We start from the raw sequence: 12564 nt of genomic DNA on the forward strand, positions 1-12564 counted from the left end.
CGGCGCCACCCGCCGCGGGGACGACGAGCGATGTGGAGACCAACGTGGCACCACGCGACGAGGTCGCTGAGCTGGGAGCCCTGGCGGGCCCCCTGCACCAGACCGACGCCGACCCGGAGGAGACCGGTGAGTGGCTCGGGTCCGTCGACGGCCTGGTCGAGGCCCGCGGCGGCGACCGCGCCTCCTTCGTCCTGCGCAGCGCACTGGTGCGCGCGCGCGAGCTGGGGTCACCGGTCCCCGGGCTGATCTCGACGGACTACGTCAACACCATCCCGCCGCAGGACGAGCCCGACTTCCCCGGCGACGAGGCGATCGAGCGCCGCTACCGCGCCTGGAACCGGTGGAACGCCGCGGTGATGGTGCACCGCGCGCAGCGCCCCGGCATCGGCGTCGGCGGCCACATCTCCACGTACGCGTCCTCGGCGACCCTGTACGAGGTCGGCTTCAACCACTTCTGGCGCGGCCCGGACCACCCCGGCGGCGGCGACCACGTCTTCATCCAGGGCCACGCCTCCCCCGGCACCTACGCCCGCGCGTTCCTCGAGGGCCGCCTGTCCGAGGACGACCTCGACGGCTTCCGCCAGGAGCTCACCTCCCCCGGCCGCGGGCTGCCCAGCTACCCGCACCCGCGCCTCATGAAGGGCTTCTGGGAGTTCCCCACGGTCTCCATGGGCCTGGGCCCGGCGAACGCGATCTACCAGGCGCAGTTCGACAGGTACCTGCACAACCGCGGCATCAAGGACACCTCCGACCAGCACACCTGGGCGTTCCTCGGCGACGGCGAGATGGACGAGCCGGAGAGCCGCGGCCTGCTGCAGCTGGCCGGCTACGAGGGCCTGGACAACCTCACCTTCGTGGTCAACTGCAACCTGCAGCGCCTCGACGGCCCGGTCCGCGGCAACCACAAGATCATCCAGGAGCTGGAGTCGTTCTTCCTGGGCGCCGGCTGGAACGTCATCAAGGTCGTGTGGGGCCGCGAGTGGGACCCGCTGCTGGCCAAGGACACCGAGGGCGCGCTCGTCGGCCTGATGAACCGCACCCTCGACGGCGACTACCAGACGTACCGCGCCGAGGACGGCTCGTTCATCCGCGAGCACTTCTTCGGCCGCGACGAGCGCACGGCCAAGATCGTCGAGGGCATGACCGACGACGAGATCTGGTCGCTCAAGCGCGGCGGTCACGACTACCGCAAGGTCTTCGCGGCCTACCAGGCGGCCACGGCCAAGAACGGCAAGCCGACCGTCATCCTCGCCAAGACCATCAAGGGCTACGGGCTGGGCAAGCACTTCGCGGGCCGCAACGCCACGCACCAGATGAAGAAGATGACGCTGGAGGACCTCAAGGCCTTCCGCGACGGCCTGAAGATCCCCGTCACCGACGCCCAGCTCGAGGCCGACCCGTACCGCCCGCCGTACTACCACCCGGGCGCGGACGCGCCGGAGATCCAGTACCTGCAGGAGCGCCGCAAGGCCCTCGGCGGGTACATCCCGTCCCGCCGGACGTCCTCGAAGGCGCTGGCGCTACCGGGCGACTCCGCCTACACCGTGGTCAAGCGCGGGTCGGGCAAGCAGCAGATCGCCACCACGATGGCGTTCGTCCGGCTGCTCAAGGACCTCATGCGCGACAAGGAGTTCGGCCCCCGCGTGGTGCCGATCATCCCCGACGAGGCCCGCACGTTCGGCATGGACTCGTTCTTCCCGACGGCCAAGATCTACAACCCGGAGGGCCAGCAGTACACCTCCGTGGACCGCGAGCTGATGCTGGCGTACAAGGAGTCGACCTCCGGGCAGATCCTCCACCTGGGCATCAACGAGGCCGGGTCCGCGGCGGCGTTCCAGGCGGCGTCGACGTCGTACGCCACCCACGGCGAGCCGATGCTGCCGGTCTACATCTTCTACTCGATGTTCGGCTTCCAGCGGACCGGCGACGCCTTCTGGGCCACCGCCGACCAGATGGGCCGCGGCTTCCTCCTGGGCGCCACCGCCGGCCGCACCACGCTGACCGGCGAGGGCCTGCAGCACGCCGACGGGCACTCGCTGCTGCTCGCGTCCACCAACCCCGCGGTGGTCGCCTACGACCCGGCGTACGCCTACGAGATCGGGCACATCGTCCGCGACGGCCTCGAGCGGATGTACGGCGAGGGCTCCACGGACGTCCAGGACAGCGAGTCCGACCGCAAGAACCTCGGCCAGGTCGGGCTGCGCGACCCGAACGTCTTCTACTACCTCACGGTCTACAACGAGCCGATGGTCCAGCCGGCCGAGCCGGAGGGCGTGGACGTCGAGGGCATCATCAAGGGCATGCACAAGATCGCCTCCGCGCCCTCCGGCGAGGAGGGGGCGCCGCGCGTGCAGCTGCTCGCCTCCGGCGTCGGCGTGCCGTGGGCGCTCGAGGCGCAGGAGCTGCTCGCCAAGGACTTCGGCGTCCTCGCCGACGTCTGGTCCGTGACCAGCTGGAACGAGCTCCGCCGCGACGGCCTGGCCTGCGACGAGGCGGCGTTCACCAACCCCTCCGAGGAGCCGCCGGTGCCGTTCGTGGCCCAGCAGCTCGAGGGGTCGCAGGGCCCGGTCATCGCCGTGTCCGACTGGATGCGCGCCGTGCCGGACCTCATCCGCCAGTGGGTGCCCAACGAGTACGTCTCGCTCGGCACCGACGGGTTCGGCCTGTCCGACACCCGGGCGGCGGTGCGCCGGCACTACCACGTCGACGGGCCGAGCATCGCCTACCGGGCGCTGCAGGTGCTCGCGCGCCGCGGCGAGGTCGACCGCGGCCTGCCGGTGAAGGCGTACGAGCAGTACCGCCTCGACGACGTCAACGCCGGCACCTCCGGCAACGCCGGCGGCGACGCCTGACGCACCTCACCCGAGGTCCTCGCGGAGGGCCGGCCCGGGCTNNAGCCCGGGCCGGCCCTCCGCCGTTCCCAGCCGGCGGTCGTCGCGGTGGTGTCGACCTCGGCGTCCGGTGGCCTCGTAGGTCCCTGGGCGCCCGCGGACCGCCGAGGTTCGACGCGCGCCGCTCGTCCGGGGTGACGGAGCAGGCGCGGGCGGGGGGGCGGGCGTCAGACGGCGGGGAACTGGCCCGTCGAGGGGCGGCGGGCGGACGCCTCGGCGACGGCGCGCTCGAGGTCGGCGCGGACGCGTCCGGCCCGGGCCTGGTCGGGGTACTGCGCGAAGGACTCCAGGTAGCGGCGCGCCTCGGAGGTGCGCCCGGCCTCCAGCGCGGCCTGCACGAGCTGCCGCCCCACTTCGGGGTCGTGCTCCTTGGGTCTCCAGTGGCCCACGCCCAGGTTGAGGGCGTCCGCGGGCTGCCCCGCCTCGCGCAGCACCGACAGCCCCTCTCCCAGGGCCCGTCCGGAGGGATCGCGCTCAGCGGCGGTGGCCAGGCGCCGCAGCGCGCCCTCGCGGTCCTGCTGGACCGACAGGCGCGCCATCTCCACCAGCGCGAACCACGCGCGGCCGCTGCGGGCGGTCTCCTCGGCGAGCGCCCAGACGGCGTCGTCGGCCGAGCGGGCGGCGGTCCCCGCGTCCCGGTGGCCCTCCACCGCGCGGCGGCGGACCAGCTCCGCGAGCCGCCGGAAGGCGTTCTCGTCGTTGGGGTCGGTCTCGAGCCGGCCGCGCAGCGCGCTCTCCTCCGCGGCGTCGGGGACGACGGCGCGCAGCGACCCCGTGACGGGGTGGGCGGCGCGCGCGGGCGCAGTGGAGGGGCTCTCGACGAGGCTGACGCCGGGCCCGGCGTCCTCCACCACCACGGGCGGCTGCTCGGCCTTCGGCCGGTGCAGCAGGCGGTCGAAGAGTCCCACGGTGCGTCCCTCCGGCGTCGTCGCTGCGTCCCACCGACCATAGCGCCGGGCCCGGCCCCCTGCCCGTCGCTCGACTCACCCGAGCGAGCGCCTTGGAGGAGGTCCACAACGGTGCGCCTCCTACCCTGGCGGCGTGACCGCCGTGGAGGACGCCGACACCGGTGCCCAGGACGGCACCCAGGACGAACGTGCGGCGCGCGCGCTGCAGGGCGCCACCGGCGCCCTGGCCGCCGCGGCGATCGCGCGCCTGGAGGAGCGGCAGCCCTGGTACTCCGCCCTGGGCCCGCAGGAGCGCTCGTGGGTGGGCCTGGTGGCGCAGGGCGGCATCGCCGCCTTCGTGGCCTGGTTCCGCGCCCGCCACGAGCGCCCGGCCGTCTCCGCCGACGTCTTCGCCGCCGCCCCCCGCGAGCTGGTCCGGGCGGTGTCGCTGCACCAGGCCCTGCAGCTGCTGCGGGTGGTGGTGGACGTCGTGGAGGAGCACGTCCCCGAGCTCGCCGACGCCGAGCACCGCGCCGACCTGCGCGAGGCGGTGCTGCGGTACTCCCGGGAGGTGGCCTTCTCGGCGGCGGAGGTGTACGCCCGGGCCGCCGAGGCGCGCGGCGCGTGGGACGCCCGGCTGGAGGCCCTGGTGGTGGACGCCCTCGTGCGCGGCGAGGCCGACGACGACCTCGCCACCCGCGTCGCGGCGCTCGGCTGGGCCGCCGACGTGCCCGTGGCGGTGCTCGTGGGCACCCGCCCCGCGGGCGCCGGTGACGCCGTGGTGGCGGACCTGCGGCGGGCCGCGCGCGCCGTGGCCGACGACGCGCTGGTGGGCCTGCGCGGCGAGCGGGCCCTGGTGGTGCTCGGCGCAGCGGGCGAGGACGGCCCGCTGCGGGCTGCGGCCGCGCTGGCGCCGCGCCTGGGGGCCGGCCCGGTGGTGGTCGGTCCGGTGGTGGCGGGGCTGGCGGCGGCGGGGCGCTCGGCGCGGACGGCGCTGGTGGCCCTGACGGCGGCGCGCGCCTGGCCCGAGGCCCCGCGGCCGGTGGCCGCGGACGAGCTGCTGCCCGAGCGGGTGCTCGCGGGCGACGCCGGGGCCCGCCGGGCCCTGGCGGACCGGGTGCACGCCCCGCTGGCCGCGGCCGCGCCCGTGCTGGCGGACACGCTGCGCGCCTACCTGGTCTCCGGCCGGTCGCTGGAGGGCACGTCGCGGGCGCTGTTCGTGCACCCGAACACGGTCCGCTACCGGCTGCGGCGCGTCGCGGAGGTCACCGGGTGGGACCCGGCGGTGCCCCGGGAGGCCTTCGTGCTGCAGGTCGGGATGGCCGTGGGGGCGCTGGCCGAGCGGCCCTCGCGCCGCGGGGGCGCGGCGGAGCAGGCACCCGGGCCCTGACCGGCCCGCGCCCGCTCCCCCGGCCGGTCCTTGACCGGCGCTTGACCTCTGTTGGAGGTTTCCTCCAAAGACCGCGGCGGTACTTCGTCACCCCCCGCACCCGTGCGGCCCACCGCCACCGGGCAGGCTGGGGCGGTGCTCGCTCTCGTCTGCCCCGGTCAGGGGTCGCAGGCCCCCGGCATGCTCGCCGCCTGGCTCGAGGTCCCGGGGGTGGCGGACCGCCTGCGCTGGGCCAGCGCGGTGGTGGGACCCGTGGGTGGCAGGGCCGACGACGACGCGGACGCCCCGGCGGCGGCCGACCTCCTCGCGCACGGCACCACCTCCGACGCCGAGACCATCCGCGACACCGCGGTGGCGCAGCCCCTGATCGTGGCCGCCGGCCTGGCCGCCGCCGCGGCGCTGTGGCCGGACGGTGTGAGCGGTGACGTGGTGCTCGCCGGGCACTCCGTGGGCGAGCTGACCGCCGCCGCGCTGGCGGGGGCCCTGACGCCCGAGGCGGCCCTGGTGCTGGTGCGAGAGCGGGGCCGCGCCATGGCCGCGGCCGCGGCGACCACCAGCACCGGCATGAGCGCCGTGGTCGGCGGGAAGCCGGAGGAGGTGCTCGCGGCGGTCGAGGCCGCCGGCGCCACCGCCGCCAACCACAACGCGGCCGGCCAGGTGGTGGCCGCCGGCACCGCCGAGCAGCTCGCCGCCCTGGCGGCCGCGCCGCCCGCCCGCGCCCGGGTCATCCCGCTGCAGGTGGCCGGCGCGTTCCACACCGAGCACATGGCTCCCGCCCGCGCCCAGCTGGCCGCGCTGGCCCCCGGCGTGCCGACCGCCGACCCGGCGCTGCCCCTGCTCAGCAACGCCGACGGCGCCGTGGTCACCGACGGCCGCGAGGTGCTCGACCGGATCGTCACCCAGGTCGCCAACCCCGTCCGCTGGGACCTGTGCAGCGACGCCCTGGCCGCCCGCGGCATCACCGCGCTGCTCGAGCTGAGCCCTGCGGGTACCCTCACCGGGCTGGCCAAGAGGGCCCTGCCCGGCGTCGAGCTGCTGGCCCTGAAGGGCCCGGAGGACCTCGACTCCGCCCGCGACCTCATCGCCCGCCACGCCACCTCCCCGCAGCCCCGGAGCGCCCTCGCATGAGCAGCACGTCCTCGCTGGTCTCCTCGACCGGCCCCGGTCACGCGCGGATCATGTCCGTCGGCGCCTTCCGCCCGCAGCGCGTGGTGACCAACGAGGAGATCTGCACCTACATCGAGTCCACCGACGAGTGGATCCGCCAGCGCACCGGCATCGAGGAGCGCCGCTGGGCCGACGCGGACACCTCCGTGGTGGACATGGCGCAGGTCGCTGCCACCGAGGCCCTCGACAAGGCCGGTCTGGCGCCCAGCGAGATCGACGCGGTCATCGTCGCGACGGTGAGCCACCCGTACCAGACCCCCGCCGCCGCGGCGATCCTCACGCACCGCCTGGGCGCCACGCCCGCCGCCGCGTGGGACGTCTCCGCCGGGTGCGCCGGGTTCTGCCACGCCCTGGCGCAGGCCAGCGACCTGGTGCGCGGTGGCACCGCCCGCCACGTGCTGGTGGTCGGCGCCGAGAAGCTCACCGACTTCACCGACCTCACCGACAGGTCCACGGCGTTCCTCTTCGCCGACGGCGCGGGCGCCGTCGTCGTCGGTCCCTCCGACGTCCCCGGCATCGGCCCCACCGTGTGGGGCAGCGACGGCGGCCAGTGGGAGACCATCAAGAACAAGCGCTCGTGGCTCGAGCTGCGCGCCGCCCAGGAGGCCGGCGAGGAGGTCGTCTGGCCGGCTCTGGAGCAGGAGGGCCGCCAGGTCTTCCGCTGGGCCGTCTGGCAGATGGCGCCGGTGGCGCAGAAGGCGATCGACGCGGCGGGGATCGACGTCGAGGAGCTCTCGGCGTTCATCCCCCACCAGGCCAACATGCGCATCATCGACGCGATGGTGAAGCAGCTGAAGCTGCCCGAGAGCGTGCCGGTCGGCCGCGACATCGCGCAGATGGGCAACACCTCCGCGGCGTCCGTGCCGCTGGCGATGCACCGCATGCTCGCGGAGGGCCAGGCGCCCTCGGGCGGGCTGGCGCTGCTCATCGGGTACGGCGCGGGGCTGTCCTACGCCTCGCAGGTCGTCGTCCTCCCCTGACGGCGCTCCGCCCCAGACCACAGGTCCCACCCAGACCCGGCACGGCCGGGCCGACGAAGGAGAGAGCACCCATGGCGCAGTCCGAGCAGGAGATCCTGGCCGGCGTGGCCGAGCTGGTCAACGAGGAGACCGGCCTGCCCGTCGAGAGCGTGGAGATGGACAAGTCCTTCACCGACGACCTCGACATCGACTCCCTGTCGATGACCTCGATCGTCGTCCAGGCCGAGGACAAGTTCTCCGTCACCATCCCCGACGAGGACACCAAGAACCTCAAGACCGTGCGCGACGTCGTCACGTACATCCAGCAGGCCCAGGGCTGACACACGCCCCCTCCCCCGGGCGGCCGCGACCGCGAGCCGCCCGGGGGCGCCCCACTCCCACGCCCCACGCCCAGCACCACCCCGCCCCACCTCGGAGGTCCCCGTGAGCTCGAGCCCGTCCCGCACGCGCGTGGTCGTCACCGGCCTCGGCGCCGTCACCCCGCTCGGTGACACCGTGCAGGCCACCTGGGACGCGCTGCTCGCCGGCACCCCCGGCGCCCACACCATCGACGAGCCGTGGGTGCAGGAGTTCCAGCTGCCGGTGACCTTCGCCGCGCGCACGAACGTCCCCTCCCCCGACGTGCTGCCCAAGCACGAGGCCAAGCGCCTGGACCCGTCCGGCCAGTTCGCCGTCGCCGCTGCCCGCCAGGCCTGGGCCGACGCCGGGGCCCCGGAGGTCGACCCGCTGCGCCTGGCCGCCGTCGTCGCCACCGGCATCGGCGGCGTCCACACCCTGCTCGACGCGTACGACACGCTGCGCACCCGCGGCCCGCGCCGCGTGCTGCCCATGACCGTGCCGATGCTCATGCCCAACGGCGCCGCCGGCGCCGTCAGCCTGGCCCTCGGCGCCGCCGCCGGGGCCCACGCCCCCGTGTCCGCGTGCGCCTCCGGCGGCGAGGCCGTCTCCTACGGCCTCAACATGATCCGCACCGGCCGCGCCGACGTCGCCGTGGTGGGCGGCACGGAGGCGGCCATCCACCCGATGCCGATGGCGTCCTTCGCCGCGATGCAGGCGCTGTCCACCCGCAACGACTCCCCGGAGACCGCCTCGCGGCCCTACGACACCACCCGCGACGGGTTCGTCATGGGCGACGGCGCCGGGATCATGGTGCTGGAGTCCGAGGAGTTCGCCCGGGCCCGCGGCGCCCGCATCTACGCCGAGGTCCTCGGTGCCGGGACGTCTTCCGACGCGTACCACATCGCCGCGCCCGAGCCCGAGGGCGCGGGCGCGTCCCGGGCCGTCGAGGAGGCGCTGCGCGTCTCGGGCGTCAGCCCGAGCGACGTCGTCCACATCAACGCCCACGCCACCTCCACCCCGGCGGGCGACCTCGCCGAGATCAAGGCCCTGCGCGTGGCGCTGGGCGGCGACCTGGACCACGTGGCCGTCTCGGCCACCAAGTCGATGACCGGCCACATGCTGGGCGCCGCCGGCGCCGTGGAGTCGATCTTCGCGATCCTCGCCCTGCACCACCGCCTGGCCCCGCCCACGATCAACGTCGAGGACGTCGACTCGGGCGCCGACATCGACCTGGTGCTCAAGACCCCGCGGGAGCTCCCCGAGGGGGGCATCGCGCTCAACAACGCGTTCGGCTTCGGGGGGCACAACGTGGCCGTGGCCTTCGGCCCCGCGAGCTGACGGCCTCTGGCACCGGCACGACGGCGAGAGCCCCCTCNNGAGGGGGCTCTCGCCGTCGTCGTCCCGCGAGGTCTGCGGAGACCGCGTCAGCCGACGCGGTGCAGCCAGCGCACGGGGTTGCCGTCACCGGCGTACCGGAACGGCTCCAGCTCGTCGTCCCAGGCGCGGCCGACGGCGAGGTCGATGCCCTCGCGCAGCAGCTCCAGGTCGTCACCGGCGCGCTCCACGGCGGCGCGCAGCCGGTCCTCGGGAACGACGACGTTGCCGTGGGCGTCCGTCACGGCGTGGAAGATGCCGAGCTCCGGGGTGTGGCTCCAGCGGCCGCCGTCGACGCCCTCGCTGGGCTCCTCGGTGACCTCGAAGCGCAGGTGCGCCCACCCCCGCAGCGCGGACGTGAGGCGCGCCCCGGTACCGGGCGCCCCGTGCCAGGGCACCTCTCCGCGCAGCAGGCCGGGCGCCACCGGCTGGTCGGTCCAGTCGATGGTGACCGACACGCCGACGACGTTGGCCGCCGCCCACTCCACGTGCGGGCAGACCGCACGTGGCACGGAGTGCACGAACAGCACGCCACGGGTGATCCCACCGGACATCTCGACCTCCTCCGACCTCGGCGCGTGGTGCGTCTTCCCCAACGACCTGCGACGGGACGAACAGTGGTGCGGACGGCGCGGGCGGACCGTGCAGCGCTCTGCTCGTCGGTCATGATGCACCACGCGGCGTGACGGCACCAGGAGATCCCCGCTGAGGGCTTCGGCGTGTCGGTCGACGCAGGGTGATCGGGCGGCCGCTCGTCCACCGCGAGGAGGGCTCGCGGGACGCAGAGGGGTGAAGGGCTCAGGCCCGGGCCGCCTGCTGCCGATGCAGGGTCGTGAGCACCCTCAGCCACCAGCACGACGCGGTCACCGAGATCATCCGTCCCGCCGCCATCGTGCCGGAGGAGGCCGCCCGCGCCGTGCTGCTGGAGCTCGCCCGCCGCGACGTGCAGAACGGCGGGGTCTGGGAGTCCGAGCCGACCACCTGGAGCCTGTGGGACCGCCCCTGGCTGCCCTCGGGCGACGCGGGCGACGCGCAGCTGCTCGGCAGCCTCCACGTGGCCTACGGCACGCCCACCCGGTACGAGATCACCATCTACCGGGTCACCGTCACCGTCGCCGGGGTCGACGCCGGCTGGACGGTGGAGTCGCTCAGCGACGCGGCGCTGCGCCACGGGGGGCTCTCCCTGGCGGCCTGCCCGCGCGCGCAGCTCGCCGCCCCGCCCAAGCCGTTCCGCTTCTGACACCTCCCGCCGCCCCGGACGACGGGCGCCGGCGGCCGGGTTCTGGGGACGGCGCGGACGTGCTCTGATGGACGCGTGGTCGACCACCCGCGCAGACCCGCCTTCCTGGGCCCCGCCGCTCTGGACTCCCTGCGCGGCGGCGGCGACCCCGCGCTGCGGGAGGAGGCCGCCCAGACCACCGCCCGGCTCATCGTCGACGGCGCCCGCGGCTCCGAGGACGAGCAGGTGGCCGCGCGCCTGGTGGGCCTGGCCGACGAGCACGGGCTGGAGGTGCTGTCCTCGCTGTGGGCCGACGCCCCCGCGGACAGCCTCGCGGGGGCCCTGTGGCGCCTTTTCGCGCTGCGCCAGTGGGTGCACGCGGACCCGGTGGGCGCCTCCCGCGAGTTCGAGGAGGGCCGCCGCAGCGCGCCCGTGATGGAGGTGGTCGCGGGGGTCGGTGACCCGCCCGGCCCCGACGAGGTGCGGCGCTCGGTCGACGCCGTGCTGCGCGGCCTGGCCCGCGGCGACGTCCCCACCACCTTCGAGCGCGCCGCCGCCTTCGCCCGGGTGGTGGCGGCCGGACGCGCCGCCCGCGCCGCGCAGGGCCTGCCGCCCGTGAGCGGCGGCGCGACGGGGCGGCCCGGCGGCCCCACGGAGTCGGCGGTGAGGCTGGTCCGCACCGCCGAGCAGCTGGAGGCCGCGGCGCGCCAGGTGCGCCTGGAGCGCTTCGAGGCGTCCGCGGCCCCGTCGGACCCGGGGTGCGAGGACCCTCCCGCCGCTGCTCAGGACGGCGACGGCGACGGCGGCGGGGGCCCGTCCGGCGGTGCGCCGCCCACCGGATCCCCCCACCGCGCGACCGATGGGCCCGGTCGGGGTTAGCCTGGAGGTGCGTCGGGCCGCGGTAGCCCCGGGCTCCACTTGAAGCCGCTTCGAGCGGCCACGCGCCGAGAGGCGCTCCCGGCCCGACGCACCTACTCCCCCGGCCCCTCCGGCCCCGCCTGCTCGAGGGCGTCCAGCAGGTCCCGCAGCCAGCCCGGCCCCGTGGCGCGCGCCGCTCCCGGCAGCCGGGCCCGCAGGCCGCGGTCCGCCGTCACCACGAGCACGTCGCGCCCGGACGCGACGAGGCGCTCGGCCAGGGCCACGACCGCGGAGTCGCCGTCGGCGGGCGCCAGGTGCACGTGCACGCCGTCGTGCAGCCCCTCAGCGGACGCCCGCCGCGCGGCGCCCTCCAGCACGGCGTGCACCTCCCCGGGGCGCTGCGCCGCGAGGCGGGAGAGCTGGGCCAGCAGGCGCCGGGCCGCGCCGGCGCGGTCGCGCCACCAGCCGTCGGGTCGTGACCCGACGACGTTCGCCGCGTCCACCACGACGTCGGTCCGGACGTCGACCGCCGGGCGGCCCTCGTCGTCGTCCTGCGCACCCGGCACACCCCGAGCCTGCCCCGCGGTGTGCGGGCGGGCGCCGCAGGGGGTACGACTGGCCCATGAGCGAGTCGCCGGAGCTGCCGGACGAGGACGCCCCCTGGGCCGACGGGCCGGGGCACCTCAGCGGGGAGGGCCTGGCCCTGCCCGAGGAGGTCGCCGCCCTGGAGGACCTCCCGCCGGAGGACGAGGTGCCGCCGTCGCCGAGCTGAGCCCCGCCGGCCCGGCTCGCGAGCCGGCGGTCGACCGCCCGGAGGGCCCGCTCGTCGTCACCGTCCCCGGCCGCGCGGGGCGACCGGCGGGCCGCCTCGTGCTCCCCGCCGAGGAGCTGCGGTGGCGCTTCTCCCGCTCCTCCGGGCCGGGCGGTCAGGGGGTGAACACCGCGGACTCCCGGGTGGAGCTGTCGTGGGACGTGGCGGGCTCCCGCGTCCTCGACGAGCAGCTGCGAGAGCGGCTGCTGGAGGCCCTGCAGGGTCGACTGCTGGACGGGGTGCTGGTGGTGGCCGCCTCGCAGCACCGCCAGCAGCGCCGCAACCGGTCCGCGGCGCGCGACCGGCTCGGTGCCCTGGTGGCGGCTGCCGCCGCCCCACCCGCGCCGGCGCGACGGCCGACCCGGATCTCGGCGGGAGCGCGGCGGCGCCGGGCGGAGGCCAAGCAGTCCCGCAGCAGCACCAAGGCGCTGCGCCGACGGCCCGACTGGTGAGGCAGCGACCTCCCGCGTGCGGCGGACGGCGCCTGGTAGTGTCGTCCTCCGACGCAGCCGCTGGCGCGTTCCATCCCGCATAGCTCAATTGGCAGAGCAGCCGGCTGTTAACCGGCAGGTTCTTGGTTCGAGTCCAAGTGCGGGAGCCCCTTCCGAAACGCCCTGGGCGCGGCAGGTCTGGCACGATCAGGTGGAC

At 75.9% G+C, this 12564-nt stretch carries 13 protein-coding genes and 1 tRNA gene; 11 read left to right on the forward strand and 3 right to left on the reverse strand.

Annotated features, from left to right (window positions below):
* Window positions 1-44: 44 nt before the first annotated feature.
* Window positions 45-2852: a pyruvate dehydrogenase (acetyl-transferring), homodimeric type gene (gene aceE, locus FHN55_RS11740; RefSeq protein WP_180357790.1), complete on the forward strand. Its 2808-nt coding sequence runs from the start codon at window positions 45-47 to the stop codon at window positions 2850-2852.
* 206 nt (window positions 2853-3058) lie between these two features.
* Here the strand turns inward: aceE and FHN55_RS11745 are convergent, their stop codons facing one another.
* A complete protein-coding gene (locus tag FHN55_RS11745) occupies window positions 3059-3799 on the reverse strand; it encodes a lipopolysaccharide assembly protein LapB (RefSeq protein ID WP_218974593.1) in 741 nt (246 codons plus the stop codon).
* A 133-nt stretch (window positions 3800-3932) separates the two neighbouring features.
* Here FHN55_RS11745 and FHN55_RS11750 point away from each other — a divergent pair, with 133 nt between their 5' ends.
* The 5 genes from FHN55_RS11750 to fabF all read left to right on the forward strand — a co-directional run bounded on the left by FHN55_RS11750 (window position 3933) and on the right by fabF (window position 8992).
* Window positions 3933-5168, forward strand: coding sequence for a CdaR family transcriptional regulator (locus FHN55_RS11750; protein ID WP_257570906.1), 1236 nt, complete (start codon window positions 3933-3935; stop codon window positions 5166-5168).
* A 135-nt stretch (window positions 5169-5303) separates the two neighbouring features.
* Window positions 5304-6296: an ACP S-malonyltransferase gene (locus FHN55_RS11755; protein WP_139712480.1), complete on the forward strand. Its 993-nt coding sequence runs from the start codon at window positions 5304-5306 to the stop codon at window positions 6294-6296.
* The gene (locus FHN55_RS11760; RefSeq protein WP_139712481.1) at window positions 6293-7315 is read left to right on the forward strand and encodes a beta-ketoacyl-ACP synthase III; all 1023 of its coding nucleotides are present in this window, start codon (window positions 6293-6295) and stop codon (window positions 7313-7315) included. Before FHN55_RS11755 ends, FHN55_RS11760 begins: the two co-directional genes overlap by 4 nt.
* Window positions 7316-7386: 71 nt before the next feature.
* Window positions 7387-7635, forward strand: coding sequence for an acyl carrier protein (locus FHN55_RS11765; protein ID WP_109776135.1), 249 nt, complete (start codon window positions 7387-7389; stop codon window positions 7633-7635).
* Between the two features lie 103 nt (window positions 7636-7738).
* Window positions 7739-8992, forward strand: a complete 1254-nt coding sequence (gene fabF / locus FHN55_RS11770) for a beta-ketoacyl-ACP synthase II (protein ID WP_139712482.1) — start codon at window positions 7739-7741, stop codon at window positions 8990-8992.
* Between the two features lie 86 nt (window positions 8993-9078).
* Here fabF and FHN55_RS11775 read toward each other — a convergent pair whose 3' ends face one another.
* Window positions 9079-9582 (reverse strand): DUF3145 domain-containing protein, encoded by a 504-nt coding sequence (locus FHN55_RS11775; RefSeq protein ID WP_139712483.1) that lies wholly within the window; start codon window positions 9580-9582, stop codon window positions 9079-9081.
* Window positions 9583-9860: 278 nt separating this feature from the next.
* On the opposite strand from FHN55_RS11775, the gene FHN55_RS11780 reads away from it, so the two are divergent.
* Together FHN55_RS11780 and FHN55_RS11785 are read left to right on the forward strand one after the other, a co-directional pair.
* On the forward strand, window positions 9861-10268 hold the full coding sequence (locus FHN55_RS11780) for a hypothetical protein (RefSeq protein ID WP_139712484.1): 408 nt from the start codon (window positions 9861-9863) through the stop codon (window positions 10266-10268).
* 75 nt (window positions 10269-10343) lie between these two features.
* A complete protein-coding gene (locus FHN55_RS11785; RefSeq protein WP_180357791.1) occupies window positions 10344-11126 on the forward strand; it encodes a hypothetical protein in 783 nt (260 codons plus the stop codon).
* 92 nt (window positions 11127-11218) lie between these two features.
* Here FHN55_RS11785 and FHN55_RS11790 read toward each other — a convergent pair whose 3' ends face one another.
* Window positions 11219-11671, reverse strand: a complete 453-nt coding sequence (locus tag FHN55_RS11790; protein WP_139712485.1) for a hypothetical protein — start codon at window positions 11669-11671, stop codon at window positions 11219-11221.
* 56 nt (window positions 11672-11727) lie between these two features.
* Here FHN55_RS11790 and FHN55_RS22700 point away from each other — a divergent pair, with 56 nt between their 5' ends.
* From FHN55_RS22700 to FHN55_RS11800, 3 genes are all read left to right on the forward strand, one after another.
* Complete coding sequence (locus tag FHN55_RS22700; protein WP_180357780.1) at window positions 11728-11877, forward strand: hypothetical protein; 150 nt, start codon at window positions 11728-11730, stop codon at window positions 11875-11877.
* 98 nt (window positions 11878-11975) lie between these two features.
* A complete protein-coding gene (gene arfB, locus FHN55_RS11795) occupies window positions 11976-12368 on the forward strand; it encodes an alternative ribosome rescue aminoacyl-tRNA hydrolase ArfB (protein ID WP_257570908.1) in 393 nt (130 codons plus the stop codon).
* 73 nt (window positions 12369-12441) lie between these two features.
* Window positions 12442-12514 (forward strand) — tRNA-Asn (locus FHN55_RS11800).
* Window positions 12515-12564: the final 50 nt, after the last annotated feature.

The sequence above is a fragment of the Streptomyces sp. NP160 genome, assembly GCF_006335115.1.
Lineage (GTDB): Bacteria > Actinomycetota > Actinomycetes > Actinomycetales > Quadrisphaeraceae > Quadrisphaera.

What these genes read in the sequence shown, in the direction of transcription:
- FHN55_RS11760 (WP_139712481.1), top strand. Translation starts at nt 6,293, where the DNA reads ATGAGCAGCACGTCCTCGCTGGTCTCCTCGACCGGCCCCGGTCACGCG.
- FHN55_RS11765 (WP_109776135.1), top strand. Translation starts at nt 7,387, where the DNA reads ATGGCGCAGTCCGAGCAGGAGATCCTGGCCGGCGTGGCCGAGCTGGTC.
- FHN55_RS11775 (WP_139712483.1), bottom strand. Translation starts at nt 9,582, where the DNA reads ATGTCCGGTGGGATCACCCGTGGCGTGCTGTTCGTGCACTCCGTGCCA.
- FHN55_RS22700 (WP_180357780.1), top strand. Translation starts at nt 11,728, where the DNA reads ATGAGCGAGTCGCCGGAGCTGCCGGACGAGGACGCCCCCTGGGCCGAC.